The organism is Shewanella schlegeliana (assembly GCF_016765635.1).
GTDB lineage: Bacteria > Pseudomonadota > Gammaproteobacteria > Enterobacterales > Shewanellaceae > Shewanella > Shewanella schlegeliana.
Map to the genome: position 1 here is coordinate 185,118 of NZ_JAESVD010000002.1, position 15,291 is coordinate 200,408.

The 15,291-nt window shown below is 45.6% G+C and carries 16 protein-coding genes; 8 read left to right on the forward strand and 8 right to left on the reverse strand.

What is annotated here, in order from left to right; translation table 11 throughout:
• Positions 1–33: 33 nt before the first annotated feature.
• From JMA39_RS03855 to JMA39_RS03870, 4 genes are all read right to left on the reverse strand, one after another.
• Positions 34–726 carry an aspartate/glutamate racemase family protein gene (locus JMA39_RS03855; protein ID WP_202720510.1) on the reverse strand — a complete coding sequence of 231 codons (693 nt, stop codon included), beginning with the start codon at positions 724–726 and terminating at the stop codon, positions 34–36.
• A gap of 43 nt (positions 727–769) precedes the next feature.
• Positions 770–1,315, reverse strand: coding sequence for a class IV adenylate cyclase (gene cyaB / locus JMA39_RS03860; protein ID WP_202720511.1), 546 nt, complete (start codon positions 1,313–1,315; stop codon positions 770–772).
• 134 nt (positions 1,316–1,449) lie between these two features.
• Positions 1,450–1,986 (reverse strand): GNAT family N-acetyltransferase, encoded by a 537-nt coding sequence (locus JMA39_RS03865; protein WP_202720512.1) that lies wholly within the window; start codon positions 1,984–1,986, stop codon positions 1,450–1,452.
• Positions 1,987–2,086: 100 nt separating this feature from the next.
• Positions 2,087–3,283: a MerR family transcriptional regulator gene (locus JMA39_RS03870; RefSeq protein ID WP_202720513.1), complete on the reverse strand. Its 1,197-nt coding sequence runs from the start codon at positions 3,281–3,283 to the stop codon at positions 2,087–2,089.
• Between the two features lie 272 nt (positions 3,284–3,555).
• On the opposite strand from JMA39_RS03870, the gene JMA39_RS03875 reads away from it, so the two are divergent.
• Both JMA39_RS03875 and JMA39_RS03880 read left to right on the forward strand, forming a co-directional pair.
• Positions 3,556–5,379: a cytochrome c3 family protein gene (locus JMA39_RS03875; RefSeq protein ID WP_202720514.1), complete on the forward strand. Its 1,824-nt coding sequence runs from the start codon at positions 3,556–3,558 to the stop codon at positions 5,377–5,379.
• Between the two features lie 151 nt (positions 5,380–5,530).
• On the forward strand, positions 5,531–6,313 hold the full coding sequence (locus JMA39_RS03880; RefSeq protein WP_202720515.1) for a response regulator transcription factor: 783 nt from the start codon (positions 5,531–5,533) through the stop codon (positions 6,311–6,313).
• 83 nt (positions 6,314–6,396) lie between these two features.
• Here the strand turns inward: JMA39_RS03880 and JMA39_RS03885 are convergent, their stop codons facing one another.
• Complete coding sequence (locus tag JMA39_RS03885; protein WP_202720516.1) at positions 6,397–7,896, reverse strand: aldehyde dehydrogenase; 1,500 nt, start codon at positions 7,894–7,896, stop codon at positions 6,397–6,399.
• A 292-nt stretch (positions 7,897–8,188) separates the two neighbouring features.
• Between JMA39_RS03885 and JMA39_RS03890 the strand changes: the two genes are divergently transcribed.
• The 4 genes from JMA39_RS03890 (at position 8,189) to JMA39_RS03905 (ending at position 12,468) form a co-directional block, all read left to right on the forward strand.
• Positions 8,189–9,529, forward strand: coding sequence for an aspartate aminotransferase family protein (locus JMA39_RS03890; protein ID WP_202720517.1), 1,341 nt, complete (start codon positions 8,189–8,191; stop codon positions 9,527–9,529).
• Positions 9,530–9,632: 103 nt separating this feature from the next.
• Complete coding sequence (locus tag JMA39_RS03895) at positions 9,633–11,138, forward strand: CoA-acylating methylmalonate-semialdehyde dehydrogenase (RefSeq protein WP_202720518.1); 1,506 nt, start codon at positions 9,633–9,635, stop codon at positions 11,136–11,138.
• An 80-nt stretch (positions 11,139–11,218) separates the two neighbouring features.
• Entirely contained in the window at positions 11,219–11,590 is a 372-nt protein-coding gene (locus tag JMA39_RS03900) for a cupin domain-containing protein (protein ID WP_202720519.1), read from the forward strand.
• A 155-nt stretch (positions 11,591–11,745) separates the two neighbouring features.
• Positions 11,746–12,468: a TorF family putative porin gene (locus tag JMA39_RS03905; protein ID WP_202720520.1), complete on the forward strand. Its 723-nt coding sequence runs from the start codon at positions 11,746–11,748 to the stop codon at positions 12,466–12,468.
• Positions 12,469–12,520: 52 nt separating this feature from the next.
• Here JMA39_RS03905 and JMA39_RS03910 read toward each other — a convergent pair whose 3' ends face one another.
• Positions 12,521–12,703, reverse strand: a complete 183-nt coding sequence (locus JMA39_RS03910) for a hypothetical protein (RefSeq protein WP_202720521.1) — start codon at positions 12,701–12,703, stop codon at positions 12,521–12,523.
• A gap of 162 nt (positions 12,704–12,865) precedes the next feature.
• Between JMA39_RS03910 and JMA39_RS03915 the strand changes: the two genes are divergently transcribed.
• Positions 12,866–13,210, forward strand: coding sequence for a DUF3634 family protein (locus JMA39_RS03915; protein ID WP_202720522.1), 345 nt, complete (start codon positions 12,866–12,868; stop codon positions 13,208–13,210).
• A gap of 64 nt (positions 13,211–13,274) precedes the next feature.
• Here the strand turns inward: JMA39_RS03915 and JMA39_RS03920 are convergent, their stop codons facing one another.
• Both JMA39_RS03920 and JMA39_RS03925 read right to left on the reverse strand, forming a co-directional pair.
• Positions 13,275–13,502 carry a hypothetical protein gene (locus JMA39_RS03920; protein WP_202720523.1) on the reverse strand — a complete coding sequence of 76 codons (228 nt, stop codon included), beginning with the start codon at positions 13,500–13,502 and terminating at the stop codon, positions 13,275–13,277.
• A gap of 160 nt (positions 13,503–13,662) precedes the next feature.
• Positions 13,663–14,580 (reverse strand): DUF368 domain-containing protein, encoded by a 918-nt coding sequence (locus tag JMA39_RS03925; RefSeq protein WP_202720524.1) that lies wholly within the window; start codon positions 14,578–14,580, stop codon positions 13,663–13,665.
• A gap of 167 nt (positions 14,581–14,747) precedes the next feature.
• Here JMA39_RS03925 and JMA39_RS03930 point away from each other — a divergent pair, with 167 nt between their 5' ends.
• Positions 14,748–15,239, forward strand: a complete 492-nt coding sequence (locus JMA39_RS03930; RefSeq protein WP_202720525.1) for a hotdog fold domain-containing protein — start codon at positions 14,748–14,750, stop codon at positions 15,237–15,239.
• The last annotated feature ends 52 nt before the right edge of the window (positions 15,240–15,291 follow it).

A 15,291-nucleotide genomic window follows, 5' to 3' on the forward strand; every position in this document is an offset into this window, starting at 1 on the left:
GTTGTCCGTTTTTTATTGATGAAGCTGCACAACCTAGGTTAATGCCATATTCACCGCATATTCACAGTGGATCGCAGTCGTATCATAGAGAGGCACTTGGGTATCTTGTTGCCCAATTAATAACGCTATCTCAGTACAGCCCAAAATGACTGCTTGAGCCCCCTGCGCATGTAAGTCATTAACGATATCTAAATATTGCTGCTTTGAGCTGGGGTTAATCACGCCTCGACATAACTCCTCATAAATAACATGGTGCACAACATCGCGATCCGCTTCATTTGGAACAATCACGTCTATACCAAATTGGTTTATCAGGCGGCTTTTATAGAAATCTTGCTCCATAGTAAAGCGAGTCCCTAACAGGCCCACTTTAGTGACACCGTTAGCCAAGAGCTTTGCTGCAGTTGCATCGGCAATATGTAAGATGGGTATTGAGAGCTGAGCCTGGATCTCATCAGCCACCTTATGCATTGTATTAGTACAGATTAATAAAAAATCAGCACCACCTGCTGCAACATTTTTAGCGGCAGCAGACAAGATATCGACAGTTTCTTGCCACTTCCCCGCATGCTGTAACCTTTCAATTTCTGCGAAATCAACACTGTAGAGGCACACTTTTGCAGAATGCAAACCACCGAGCCTTGCCTTTACACCTTCATTAACCGCCTTGTAATAACTGGAGGTTGACTCCCAACTCATACCGCCTAACATGCCTATCGTTTTCATTATATTACGTCTCTATATTTGCTCTATACAAGGTGAATGACTTCTATTTAGCCTCTTGCATACTACGGTATGATCTATGCTCAAGTTGATCTTGAGTCAATCCAAACTGAGCCGCTAAGTCCACCAGCTCTGCTCGATAAATCTCTAACGAGTCTTCATCATCGGTCATGATAGCGAACTCGGCAAAATCGCCTAGCCCAGCTAAATGATCAAGCGTGATATGGAACTTACCAACAAAGTAGATACTGCGCTGCTTAGTCATCTGCAAGCATACCTGATACCCCATGGTTTCAAGCATGCTCTTAGCACTTTTTGCATCGGTGATATTAGAGGCCTGACAGCGATCTGCATCCGGCCCCTTAACTATCCAAAGCTTAATACCCGACGGCTCACATTCACGTATACAAACACTCTTATGCTGAGCTAAAAGCTGCTGTGTAGGCGTATCGAAATAACAATCAGACTCGATATTATCTTCAAACATGACCTCATATTCTATCGAATTAAGTACCGCTAAGAATGCAACCCGGCACGCCAAACGGTACTTTAACTCGACTTCAAACTGACCTTTAAAGTGCTTATGGCTCATAGATTGTTACTCTCACTAAGACTTACTAACTTTTCACATAGTTCTCACTCAGCAGCAATAATATCCTTTTTATATTCAATAGCTAGCAACGGAGTTCAAGCTTCTTGATTAATTAGCTTCACTAGTCAAAAGCATCACCAATACTCAGCGTTATTAAGCGCAGACACACAGGTGCAGCGACCACTTATTGGCTGCAGCGCATCCGCAGTAAGTGATTGCCCAAGCCAGCCTTCTGGGTAGGTCATAGCAAGTGGCGCCTTAATGATATCTTCACTAATCTGCTTAAAGCCGACTTTTGAGTAGTAGTTGGGATCGCCATAGGTAAAAGCGAGTTCAACGCCCTTTCGCGCTAAGGTCTCTAGGCCAAACTTAATCAGTTTCTGGCCGACGCCTTGGCGTTGAAAATCGGGGTGAACAGCGACCGGCGACAAAATAAATGCATCGATGCCAGTTTCAAAAGTTAACCTTGAAAAGATGATACTGCCTGCCAGTTTATTATCTTCTGTTGCAACAAAAATAAACAGGTCATCACTGTCAGTAGTGCTCATTAGATCCTTGGTTAACTCACCTATTACCTGACCTTCATCGGCGCCTTCTGAGTCAGTAAAAGTTTCATTGAAAAGCTGCGAGATCTCTTCAGTGTTATTTGCATCGTAAGCCGTAAAATTCATCTCTATTTACCTAACCTTCTTCTTAATTTAAAACTATTAATCTAAAATCGTTAATCTAAAACCATTAATCGAAACCAAAACGATATTGAGCCTTTAGTCATTACATCTTCTTTAAAATCAACATTTGGTAGTCAAACTTACCTTGCCGCTTATGGAATATTTCTAGCTCCCTTTTAACGTCAGCTAGCGCCTTTGAATTTGGCATCATCGTCTCTAACTCATCGACTCGCCCTTTAAGCGGCGCGTAATAATCACTCCACGCTTGCTCACTCAGAGGAAAGCTATCAATCAACTCATATCCCGCCTGTTTAGCTTGCTCGATACGCTGTTTTGCACTGACCATATCGGGATACTCTTGTAGCCAAAACTCACGCAGCTCATCACTGGGAGTATCGCTACTCCAGACTAAATCACTGAGCACTAAATACCCTTGCGCTTTAATATATGGCTTCCAATCTTTAAGGGCTTGCTCTACCCCCATGATATAAGCGCCACCTTCACACCAGATAACATCAAACTGACACGGCTCAAACGGCAACTCGGTCATGCTTGCACACACAGTGTTCACTCTTTGTTTGAGCGCTTTATCCAAGCTTTTATTCAAACTATTCAGGCTCGACTCATCATTATCCAGTGCCGTAATCGTAAACACTGAGTGCTGCGCCAATACGCGAGTCGCAATCCCCCTGCCACAACCTATCTCTAGCAGCTCCCCCGAGTTAAACGGTTCAGCCTTGAGTGATTCAGTGCTCGATAAAACGGCTTTGAGCGCCGTTAATGAATCCGCCTCCGTACCAGGGCCTAACCTTTCGAGCCCGTCAAAGATCAGCTCAAAATCTGCCATATACAGCTCATGCTCATTCATATCTTTTGATAACCATTTAAGCCTTAACGCTTGTTTTTCATCGAACCCCTGCTTCATCAACCAATCGAGATGCGCATGGGGGGCCTGTTTCTCTGTCGTTTGGTGCCACTCTCTCATCGAGCTCATGCCAAGCATTGCGCTAAGCAGCTCTCTGGCCTGCTGTTTCTGAGCTATCTCGTCATCCAACACCTTTAGGCGTTGCAGTAGTAACTCCCTATCGATGCGGCTTTCTAAGCAGGACTGACACTCTTTTAGGGTCAATCCCCCCGCCTGAAGCTGCTGCAGTAACTTTAAGCGTTGCAGATCCTGCTCCGAGTAACTTCGGTAGCCATTGGCTTGGCGCTTTGCCGAAATTAATCCCAGCTTTTCGTAATACAGTAAGGTCGAGCGGCTTAAGCCGACTTTTTCTGCTAACTCAGAAATACGGTACATAGCTTTTCCTTTGTATATATAGGTACAGCTTAAACTATGAAGCTTTAGACAGGTCAAGACGAACTTTATTAATACTGTGCATTAGCGCCAAGTTCTAAGGAATTAGGTTAAGAGATAGCATTTTGGGCTCAAGATAATCGCCTTAGTCTGCATAAATTAACAGCCTAAGACCCACATCACACTGCCGTTCGAGACTGGTATTTTTACCAGTGCTAAGCCATAGATAGTACTTCTATCCTTACGCCACAATAACAACAGTAAGGAAATGATGAATGAAACTCACCCGCTTAGCGAGCCTAATCGCCTTAAGCTTAGCAATCACAGCCTGTGGTAACGACGACAACTCCAATCCAACACCGCCCGTGACGCCAGAGCCACCTCCTGTTGTGAAACCTGACAGTGTATTCGGTGGACCGCTAGCTGATGAGCAAAAGATCAATAAAGTCATTCAAATCTCTATCGTAAAAGGTTTTAGCCCATTAGCTGAAGTGAGTGACACTCGCGCAAAACAAATTCAGATTGAAGGGGTTGTAAAATCGAAGATGGAAGATGAGGCCGCGGCCCTTGGCTTAAAGGTTGATTACTTGCTTCCACCAACGGCAATTAATATGTCAGGCGTTAATATCGACACCATACGTCCAGATCTGTTTCAACCAGGTCGAGGCTCAGTCATGGACTTACTGGTTTGGGCGGGCAAGAAATACGGTATAGACATCAAGATTGAAAAAGATGAAGCGTTAAATACCCACTTTATTACCGCTATTGAAGGTATTAAAGGATTGCCTGAAGCTGTTGACCAAGAAAATCTTGGTCAGACTGAGGGCCAAGGCTGGAAATACTTAGTCGCTCCAAGCGTTTGGGAAGATAAAGATGCTGGAGATTTTGATACCAAGGGCTTGTACTATAAAGAGGAAGAGATCTACTTCCGCATGGATCACCATCCTCTAAAGAATGAGATGAGTATCGTGATTATGCCAGCCGAGCCGGGTGAAATGGAGATCCGTAAGAAGAAGTACCAGAAAGAGATGGATCGTATGGCGCAAAATGGCGGCAAAGTGATCATCCCTGAAATGGTCATCGACTTTAAACCTGCACAATACTCGGCGACAGGCGAAGTGCTGGTTCCAAATCAGCGTGTGGTATTTAAAAACGTAGAAGTTAAAGCCCATAACCTACGTACTGACATCTACCAACCCGGCGTTATTACAGAGCTTGATGCCTGGTTGTCGCTTGATGAACAGCGCGAAGACTTAACCATCGACTATAGCTACTGGCCTCGCCTAAGTACCAACGCCAACGTACAAGGCTATGTTGCGACTGCGATCACCTTTAACGGCCGTGACGACCTTGGAAACATCGTTAACGAGCGATACACTAACAACGGTTCTTGTGGCTTCGTACACACCACTGGTGAGTGGGAAAACTATATGGATTCTGGCCGCCAACATGGCCTATACCAATGGGTTATGTGTGGCTCTCGTACCGATATGGGAGAGGAGTTTCGTGAAGCTTGTTACGGCAAAGTTCCAGGCGTCCTTGGTTACCGTGCCCATAACTATGGAGTTGGTGAGAAGTATGAGAATCACAACCCCGCTGGCCGCGGTTACATCAAGTTTGGTCTCCCCTTTGGTGGTAACGATCCACACTTAACCGGCGATGCGATGATCATCTATAGCCCTGAGTATATCAACTACGTGGGCGCAGCATTCGGCAATGGTTATGGCGATCAACAAGCAACTTCAGGCTGTGATACTGACGCGCCAGAGATCGATCCAAGTTTAATCAAAGATGTCAGCCAAGCTAGAGCACCGCTAACCGAGACTCACTTTGGCTGGAAGATCCCTGACTGCAGTACCTGTCATGATCCAAGTAATAGTCATGTGGTTGAAAAAATGGCACCTTGGGAATGCGCCGAATGTCATGGTAACAATGGTGCACCCGATAGCCATGGTGAGTTACTGACCTGCGGCTTCTGTCATGCTCAAACTTTAGAGAGTCATGGCGATGCATACACCACCAAGAATGATTACTTTGGACTAGAGACTCAGTTTAAAGAGCCTGAAAGCTGTTTAACTTGTCACGTCGAAAAGCATTAACTCGCATTAAATATTGTTGAGTGATGACCGAGCTTATCGCACGGTCATCACTGTAAGCTCAGGGATGAGCTTACTCGTAAGGCAAATAAACGGATGTAGATTAACCAAGAGGGTGGTTACGCTCTCTGTTTTATTATGGATGTGTCAAATAATGCCAGCGAAACCAAGCCAATTGGTTAACCACTTCATCATTGAAGACTTTATAAAGCAACTCTCTCGTTTTGGCTTTACTCGCTTCTACTATTGCATCCTACCATGTGAGACAGATTCAGAATCCCCTGAAACTTGCGAGCTGCTAACTTTCTCTAAAGCCGTCAATATTAATAAAATGCGCTTTGCGGTTGCTTCCGACTCTGAGATCCTTCAGTACCGAGAAGAGTTTCTTTGCCGCTTTTCAAAAAAAGATAAGGGCTTTGCCACCAGTTCTCCATCGATTAGAAAGTCTCAAAACCCTTATTTATGGCCGAGCAATAGTGTCCCCCAACGCCAACAGTTAACCTTTGAACAATTACTTCACCGTCATCAAATTGCGAGTCGACTAACATTTTATCAACCACTAAAAAATCATAAAAACTGGCTTAGCATGTACAACCTATTTTCTCCTCTTCCAAACGAGGAAATCAGCCAGAGACTCGCTCGCGATGGTGAGAAACTTAAGCAGCTCCTACTAGAATTTGCAGATACCTTTAACTCTTTAGCTCTAAGTGCTATCAATCCTTTGATTAACTTTAGGGTTCTATCACCAACTTGCATTCAAATACTGGAGCTAGTCGCACAGGGTTACTCTAGCGAAGATATAGCAAAACAGATATTTATGAGCGAACGGGGAGTGAACTATCATCTGGACCGTGCACGTATTGTTTTAGATGCTAAAAATCGTACAAACTTAGTTAGTAAAGCCTATCAATACGGCGTGCTTAACACGGTTATATAACACCGCCTAAATAACAGAAAAAAAACAGCCACCTAGATGAGCAGGGCTCAAACTGGTGGCTATTAGTGTCGATTGCGCTAAGTTTATTCTAACACCAACCAAGTGGCCTTAATTTCGGTGTACTTATCAAACGCATGTAGCGACTTATCGCGGCCATTACCCGACTGTTTATAGCCGCCAAACGGTGCTGTCATATCGCCGCCATCGTAGTGATTAATCCACACCATGCCACTGCGAAGTGCCTTAGCCGTCTTGTGGGCCTTATTGATATCAGCAGTCCATACACCTGCCGCGAGGCCATAGATGGTGTCATTGGCGATCTCAATCGCCTGCTCCATGCCATCGAAAGTGATCACAGATAACACAGGGCCAAAGATCTCCTCTTTGGCTATGGTCATCTTATTGTCTACATCGGAGAAAATCGTCGGCTCAATATACACACCGCCCGACTCTTGCATCACCTGACAGCCACCATGATTTAAGGTCGCGCCTTCATCGATTCCCGACTGTATATAACCCAACACATTATCTAACTGTTGTTTATCGACAACGGCGCCAGAGGTGGTACTTGGATCCAGTGGATGCCCCGGCGTCCAGCTCTTAAGCTCTTCGGCTATCAAGGTGATAAGCTCATCCTTAACACCCGACTCCACCAGTAATCGAGAGCCAGCGGTGCAGACTTCGCCTTGATTAAAGGCGATTGCACAAGCCGCAGCCTCGGCTGCCTTTTTAAGATCTGGGGCGTCATTGAAGATAATATTCGGACTCTTGCCGCCAGCTTCTAGCCAGACACGCTTCATATTAGACTCACCCGCGTAGATCATCAGCTGCTTAGCTATCTTGGTCGAGCCGGTAAATACTAAGGTATCCACATCCATATGCAACGCCAGCGCTTTGCCCACGGTATGGCCAAAGCCTGGCAGCACGTTTAGCACGCCTTTTGGCAGGCCTGCTTCAACGGCAATCTGTGCCATGCGAATCGCGGTTAACGGAGACTTCTCTGAAGGTTTAAGTACCACGCTGTTACCCGTAGCTAAAGCAGGACCGAGCTTCCAACAGGCCATCAGCATAGGGAAATTCCATGGCACAATCGCTGCGACCACGCCCACCGCCTCACGGGTGATCATGCCAATTTCATTGTGCGCCGTCGGTGCAATTTCATCGTAAATTTTATCAATCGCTTCACCAGACCAACGAATAGCTCGAGCGGCACCCGCCACATCAACGGCCTTAGCGTACTGAATAGGCTTACCCATATCTAAGGTTTCTAGCAAGGCCAGTTCATCAGCGTTTTGCTCCAGCAGCTCAGCAAAGCGGATCATCACCTGCTTACGCTTAACTGGCGCCAGATTAGCCCACACACCACTTTCAAAGGTTTCTCTGGCGTTTTGTACCGCGATATTAGCATCAGCCTCATCACAACTGGCAACTTTGGCTAGAACCTTGCCATCTATTGGACTGATACAGTCGAAGGTTTGCTTCGACTGTGCATCTAGGTACTCGCCTGCGATAAAAGCGGAACCATTTATCGACATAGAATCTGCTAACGCCTGCCACTGAATGCGGCTTTTGGGTGTGCTCATGATGACCTCTTAACACTGAATATAATAATTAGAATGACGGTTAATGCACTCAAACAGCCATATACAGGTTGTTTGTGCAAAAAGGTGTGGCTAAAGATTACGCTTTTTATTAATGCAATTTCAATATTTTTTACAAAAACTTCATTTTTGCTACAAATAAATGCACAAAAAGCTTTCATGTTCATTATTTCTGACATAGCATAGCAAATATCGACCGCTTGCCTAAAAAAGCAACAGATAAAAGTCAATAGTCTCTAAAAAACAATAATTACACTGAATCAAGGTAGATGATATGGCAGATTCACAGACGCACAATCAAGGCGATATACAGTCACTAGAGCATTACTGGATGCCGTTTACGGCGAATAGGCAGTTTAAATCGAGCCCGAGAATGCTCGCCCATGCCGAAGGTATGTACTATAAAGATGTCGCAGGTCGCCCCATATTAGACGGTACAGCAGGTTTGTGGTGCTGTAACGCAGGACACGGACGTAAAGAGATCTCTGAAGCGGTCAGCAAACAAATTCATGAGATGGACTACGCGCCCTCTTTTCAGATGGGCCACCCATTAGCCTTTGAACTCGCAGAGCGCCTAGCGCAAATCAGCCCTAAAGGTCTCAACAAAGCGTTCTTCACTAACTCAGGTTCAGAGTCGGTCGATAGCGCATTAAAGATTGCACTCACCTATCACCGCGCTAATGGTGAAGCGACTCGTACTCGCTTTATCGGTCGAGAGTTGGGTTATCACGGTGTAGGATTTGGTGGTATTTCGGTTGGCGGTATTGGCAATAACCGTAGAACCTTTAACCAGCAGCTGCTGCAAGGGGTAGACCACCTACCCCATACTCTAGATATTAAAGATAACGCTTTTTGTCGTGGAATGCCTAAGACTGGTGCCGAGAAAGCGGAAGTACTTGAGCAACTCGTTGCGCTACACGGCGCTGAAAACATCGCTGCCGTGATTGTCGAGCCGATGTCAGGCTCAGCCGGCGTGATTTTACCACCCGAAGGTTATCTGCAAAAGCTGCGCGAGATCACCACCAAGTACGGCATCTTATTAATTTTTGATGAAGTAATTACCGCATTTGGCCGTGTAGGCGATGCCTTTGCAAGCCAGCGTTGGGGCGTGGTGCCAGACATGATCACCACGGCTAAAGCGCTGAATAATGGCGCTATCCCAATGGGCGCCGTACTGGTTGATGACAATATCTATGATACCTGTATGCAAGGGCCTGAAAATGCGATTGAGCTATTTCATGGCTATACCTATTCCGGTCATCCCGTTGCAGCCGCAGCGGCGCTTGCCACCCTCAATATCTATGAAAGTGAAAAGCTATTTGAGCGCACTAAAGAGCTTGAGGGCTATTTTGAAGATGCGGTGCATAGTCTCAAAGGCCTTCCCAATGTGATTGATATTCGCAACACGGGTCTGGTAGGCGGCATTCAATTTGCCCCTAGCGAAAAAGGCGTAGGTAAGCGTGGCTTCGGGATCTTTGAGCACTGCTTCGAAGCGGGCACCTTAGTGCGTGCCACCGGCGATATTATCGCTATCTCACCACCATTAATTGTCGATAAACAGCAGATAGATCAAATCGTTAATACTCTTGGTGATGCAATCAAGGCTGTGGGTTAATTCCTAAGCCGTTATTGCGATTCACAGTAACGGCTCAGCCAAGTCATTAACATTTACCGATAAATTAGTCTCCCTTCAGGGAATAGAATTAGGATTTCGCGTTATGCACACCATTAACCATTACATTAACGGCAACCATTCTGAGCCAAGTCAACGCACCCAAGCGTTCTTCGAACCTGCGACAGGCGAGCAACGTGGCACCGTCTCTCTCGCCAGTGCAGCAGAAGTGGCAGGCATGATTGAGCTAGCTAAAAAAGCTCATGAATCATGGTCTAAAGTCACCCCACTCAACCGCTCTCGCGTACTATTTAAGTTTAAAGCCTTGGTTGAAGCCAACATGGATGAGCTCGCAGAGCTTATCACCCGTGAGCACGGCAAGGTACTCGATGATGCTAAGGGTGAGATCATCCGTGGCTTAGAGGTAGTTGAATTTGCCTGTGGTATTCCACACCTATTGAAAGGCGAGCATACCGAGCAGGTCGGTGGTGGAGTCGATGCTTGGACTCTTAATCAGTCTTTAGGCGTTGTTGCAGGTATTGCCCCATTTAACTTCCCTGTGATGGTCCCCATGTGGATGTTCCCAATTGCGATTGCTTGCGGTAACAGCTTTATCATGAAGCCATCGGAGAAAGACCCAAGCTCAGTAATGCGTATGGCCGAGCTACTGACCGAGGCAGGCTTGCCGAATGGCGTGTTTAATGTGGTTAACGGCGATAAAGAAGCGGTTGATACGCTACTGACTCACAAAGATGTGCAGGCGGTAAGCTTTGTGGGCTCAACCCCTATCGCCGAGTATATCTATTCGACGGCATCTAAACACGGTAAGCGTGTTCAAGCTCTGGGCGGGGCGAAGAATCATATGTTATTGATGCCAGATGCCGATCTCGATCAAGCCGTTGGTGCCTTGATGGGCGCGGCTTACGGCAGTGCTGGCGAGCGCTGCATGGCAATTTCGGTCGTATTGGCCGTAGGCGATTCAGGCGATGCGTTAGTTGAAAAGCTTCTGCCACAGCTCAAGGCACTTAAAGTGGGTAATGGCGTGACACCAGAGATGGATATGGGCCCGCTTATCTCAGCTCAGCACCTAGAAAAAGTCAGCAACTATGTGGAAATAGGCGTTGCCGAAGGGGCACAACTACTTGCCGATGGCCGTCAACTCTCTGTTAGCGATCATGAGCAGGGCTACTTCTTAGGTGGCTGCTTATTCGATCACGTTACTCCTGAGATGACGATCTACAAAGAAGAGATCTTCGGCCCTGTGCTGGCAATTGTCCGCGTAAAAGATTACAGCGAGGCACTGCAACTAATTAATGATCATGAGTTTGGTAATGGCACAGCTATCTTTACTCAAAGTGGAGAGGCGGCGCGCCACTTCTGCCACAACGTACAAGTGGGTATGGTCGGTGTCAATGTGCCGATCCCGGTACCGATGGCATTTCATAGTTTTGGTGGCTGGAAGCGCTCACTGTTCGGTCCACTGCATATGCACGGCCCTGATGGCGTCCGCTTCTATACCAAACGTAAGGCGATTACTGCCCGTTGGCCGCAATCGACACAAAAGAGTACAGCTGGCGCTAAGGCAGAGTTTGTGATGCCAACAATGAAGTAAAGATAACAAGGCGTGGCTTAGGCCGCGCTTTTTTCGTTTAGCTTTATAGGCACCTAGGTATCAATGAAATGGAAACACCAATGGCTCAGAACATAAATTCAATCATTAACTTTGCAAAGCTCAACACCGCAATTGAGCGATATAAACTCGATGCAGAAAAAGTGTTAACGGGCGATCCTGGACAAGAGTTGCAAAATCATTACTCCAGCGATTGTGAGCAGTTTCATGCTGGCGTTTGGCAAGGTGATATAGGCACTTGGAAGGTTGCCTATAGCGAACATGAATATTGTGAGATTTTAGCGGGAGCCAGTAAGGTCACCGATAAAAATGGTCACAGCGTAACGGTGAAAACGGGTGACAGGTTTGTCATTCCAGCTGGGTTTGAAGGCACCTGGGAGGTGCTAGATAACTGCCGTAAGGTATACGTGATTTTCGAGTCAAACACGCAATAAAGCGATTTGAAATTCACTTATTCGCCATGAGGTCGTAGCAATATGCTGCTGTTTGGCAAAATCAAATGATGCTTAACACCAACTGCTTATCAAGCATTGGTATAAAACTAATAACAGAGCATCGCAGTCAACAATAGTAAAATGGAGAAACTACCGTGTATAAAAAACTCAATATAAAACGGATTGCCCAGGTTGTCGGTCTATCACTTTCTACAGCGCTAATTGCCCCTCTAGCTCAAGCGGAGTTCTCTGGCGAGATAAGTGTCACTAACGATTACCGCTTCCGCGGTGTATCACAAACGGCCGGTGACTTCGCGGTTCAAGGTGGCTTAGATTACAGCCTAGAAAATGGCCTTTTCTTTGGTGCTTGGGCGAGTAATGTTGATAAAGATAGCTATGATGCCGATGTAGAAGTCGATATCTATGCTGGTTATTGGGGCGCTTTCGGTGCCGATGAAGAGTGGGAATATGACGCTACCCTGACCTACTACAGCTACCCAGGACAAGATGAAAACACGGGATACCTAGAGGCGAATGTTGGCCTTTACTATAGCGGCTTCCACCTCGCCCAGTGGTACACCAATGACTATGCCAACGCCGATGTTTCACTAAACTACACAGAGCTTAACTACTCTTATGAGATCTTCGAGAACTGGAGCATCGATGCCCATGTTGGTTACAGCTATGGTGACGGTGCCGATTACGACTGGGGTGAAGACTATGTCGACTATTCTATCGGTGTCTCTACTGAGCTTGGTGGTATAGGTCTGTCTCTAGCTTGGTTAGATACCAATTTAAGCTCAGATAATATCATCGATTCGAAAGAGCCATGGAGAAACGATGGTACAGTGCTAGCTACCGCAAGCTATGCATTTTAAGCTCGCCTAGATAGTTCCCTCCCAATAAAAAAACCGCCCTGTGGCGGTTTTTTTATTTTAACTTTGTCATACTCTCAAACTCACCATGACTCAGATACTCAGCCACTTGGCGCCAACACCCACTTAAGTGTTCATGCTGCTCATTACGCTCGGGAAAAGTTTGAGATAAGTTGTCGATTAACTGCGCCTGCTTTTCACAAAGCTCAAGCCAACGCTGGGCATTAGATATTTGCATGGTGTCATCCTTTACTAAAATTAAAAGCCAATAGATCCCTTAGCTATATTCACTCTAGCATAAATTACAAATCTAGCGATTCTGTGGCATGGCACTCTTTTAAATTACTTTAGGCAGGAGTATCTTAACTTTAGGGCTAAAATCGAACGAAAAGGAAAGCGCATGTCCCCAACCCTGCTTAAAATTTTATTTATCGCTATCGCCGTTTTTATTATCTACAAACTAATCTTCAGCGGTAAGAAAGGATTACCCCTGTTTGAGATGCATTTTAAAGATGGCAGGATGAGCTCTCACAAGGGCAAGATCCCAGACAAGTTCGCCAAAGAGTGCCGCGCCATCGCGAAATCCAATAAGCTAACTTGCACAGTTAGAGCTGAAAAACTTGGTGATGTGCGACTGCATGTATCAGCTAACGTCAGCGATACAATTACTCAGCGTATTAGAAATGTGTTTCCATTTGAGTATTACGACAAAAAGCAGGTCGATAACAGCCGAAAGACATCATAAACGAGTATTGTAACTCCTAGGCCTTCACGCTTGAAACCGAAGGCCTCCTCCAGTAACAAGCTGTTTATCTAAATGATATGCGCTTGCCATTTTTTTCTAACTGTTGGATTTTCTCCTTCAGTTCTTTTTCTTTAATCCATTGCTCATTAATAATTGGCGTATTATCAGACATGATTGGTGCCTGTCTCGCAGACATCACATCATCACTCGAGCTTGCTGACACACTATAACTGGCAGTTGAACCACAGCCGCTCAACACTAATAGCACTAACAGAGTTAAAATCGTTTTCATCGGCATTCTTACACTAATCATTCGAAATTTTATCAACTAGGGCAAGGCTCCTTTTGAATCAAGATTAAATAAAGCCTTTCTATCTAGTATCTAAGCCTATAGAAAAAATGCCAGCTCGAAAGCTGGCATTATTAATTATTGACTATCGCTAGCAAAGAAACTAGCGAGTCTTATCAGCGAAACGCTCTAAGCCCCATACCAATAGAATACCGGCAAACATGGCGAAAACCGCATACATCAACAGCGAAGGTTGACCGGTAATATGCTCATACTGCATCGGTGATAGTACACGCTCATCGAGTGGTACCATCTCGCCCTTAGAGTTTGCGCGAAAGCTGACCACCTCTTTCCATGGCCAGATTTTACCAAGTGTCCCCAGCATTAGTCCGATCAAAAACATCAATGTCGCGTCATGATACTTTCTAAGCAGTGCCGACAATACATGACTAAAACTTAATATGCCTATTGCAGCACCCGCCGCAAAGGTGGCCATAATGGCGATATCAAAATTCTTAACCGCGCCAATTACTGGCGTGTATAAACCTAGAAGTAGCAAGATAAAGCTGCCCGAAATGCCCGGTAGGATCATCGCAGTAATCGCAATACAGCCGCCCAAGAACACGTTGAGATAAGTCATCTCAACTGCAATTGGGTTTAGCATGGTTATCCCCCACGCGAACACAGCTCCCAAGGCAAACAAAGCTAAGCGCCCTATGGTAAAGCCCTTCACTTGCTTGAGCATATGAATGACTGAGATCAAGATCAGGCCGAAAAAGAATGACCACACAGGAATGGGATGAGTGTCCAGTAAATAAGTGATCAATTTGGCTAGGCTGAGAATACTGGTCAATATCCCACCGAATACACAGACTAGGAATGGACCATTAATATGCATAAAAGCCGCTTTAATGCCCTGTTCTTTAATCACGCCCAGTAAAGAGGGTCTAATTTTTTTAATACTTTCCAATAACGGATCGAGAATCGCCGTAATAAAGGCGATCGTGCCGCCAGATACCCCGGGAACAACATCGGCTGCGCCCATCGCCATTCCCTTTAGGTAGGTCTTTAAATAATTCACTTTATTCCTTAATTCACTCAAAACTGCTCGCCGGCAAAATTATACGTTCCATTACAATCAAAAAGGAAATGAAGTTTGCTTTTATAAAGGTAAATTAACCTACGGCTGGCATTTAATGTTAAATCGATGTTAACCTCATCTGACCAGTTAGCCAAACAGGGAACGAGATGAGCCAGCCTAAACAAAATCAAAGACCCACTAAGGTCATGTCACTCTATAACCGTGTCACAAAACTGCCCTTTGGAAACAAGCTATTCTCACTAATGGTTAGCCGTATGGCTCCCTACTTTGGCACAGTAAAGCCCATCATAAGTGAATTAAATGTGAATCGCTGTGTTTGCCAGATAAAGAAACGCAAGGCAGTGCATAACCACATCCAGACTGTACACGTGATTGCGATCTGTAACGGCCTAGAGATGGCGATGGGAGTGATGGCTGAGGCTTCTATTCCGCATCACCTAAGATGGATCCCAAAAGGGATGAGCGTGGACTATACAGCCAAGGCTGGAAGCGATATTACCTGTGTTGCCGAGGTTAAACCTGAGCAGTGGGTTCCCGGTGATATGCTCGTCCCCGTCACCGCATACGACACGGACGGCGTAATAGTGGTTCAAGGCACCATCAAGCTTTGGATCTCTGAAAAGCCGAGCAAAAGCTAACCTTAGCTTCTCATTCTGGGATTAAAATATCCTTTTATTGGTTGTGGTTTCC

What these genes read in the sequence shown, in the direction of transcription:
- JMA39_RS03885 (WP_202720516.1), bottom strand. Translation starts at nt 7,896, where the DNA reads ATGAGCACACCCAAAAGCCGCATTCAGTGGCAGGCGTTAGCAGATTCT.
- JMA39_RS03875 (WP_202720514.1), top strand. Translation starts at nt 3,556, where the DNA reads ATGAAACTCACCCGCTTAGCGAGCCTAATCGCCTTAAGCTTAGCAATC.
- JMA39_RS03895 (WP_202720518.1), top strand. Translation starts at nt 9,633, where the DNA reads ATGCACACCATTAACCATTACATTAACGGCAACCATTCTGAGCCAAGT.
- JMA39_RS03870 (WP_202720513.1), bottom strand. Translation starts at nt 3,283, where the DNA reads ATGTACCGTATTTCTGAGTTAGCAGAAAAAGTCGGCTTAAGCCGCTCG.
- JMA39_RS03890 (WP_202720517.1), top strand. Translation starts at nt 8,189, where the DNA reads ATGGCAGATTCACAGACGCACAATCAAGGCGATATACAGTCACTAGAG.
- JMA39_RS03855 (WP_202720510.1), bottom strand. Translation starts at nt 726, where the DNA reads ATGAAAACGATAGGCATGTTAGGCGGTATGAGTTGGGAGTCAACCTCC.
- cyaB (WP_202720511.1), bottom strand. Translation starts at nt 1,315, where the DNA reads ATGAGCCATAAGCACTTTAAAGGTCAGTTTGAAGTCGAGTTAAAGTAC.
- JMA39_RS03900 (WP_202720519.1), top strand. Translation starts at nt 11,219, where the DNA reads ATGGCTCAGAACATAAATTCAATCATTAACTTTGCAAAGCTCAACACC.
- JMA39_RS03930 (WP_202720525.1), top strand. Translation starts at nt 14,748, where the DNA reads ATGAGCCAGCCTAAACAAAATCAAAGACCCACTAAGGTCATGTCACTC.
- JMA39_RS03865 (WP_202720512.1), bottom strand. Translation starts at nt 1,986, where the DNA reads ATGAATTTTACGGCTTACGATGCAAATAACACTGAAGAGATCTCGCAG.
- JMA39_RS03910 (WP_202720521.1), bottom strand. Translation starts at nt 12,703, where the DNA reads ATGCAAATATCTAATGCCCAGCGTTGGCTTGAGCTTTGTGAAAAGCAG.
- JMA39_RS03920 (WP_202720523.1), bottom strand. Translation starts at nt 13,502, where the DNA reads ATGAAAACGATTTTAACTCTGTTAGTGCTATTAGTGTTGAGCGGCTGT.
- JMA39_RS03880 (WP_202720515.1), top strand. Translation starts at nt 5,531, where the DNA reads ATGCCAGCGAAACCAAGCCAATTGGTTAACCACTTCATCATTGAAGAC.
- JMA39_RS03915 (WP_202720522.1), top strand. Translation starts at nt 12,866, where the DNA reads ATGTCCCCAACCCTGCTTAAAATTTTATTTATCGCTATCGCCGTTTTT.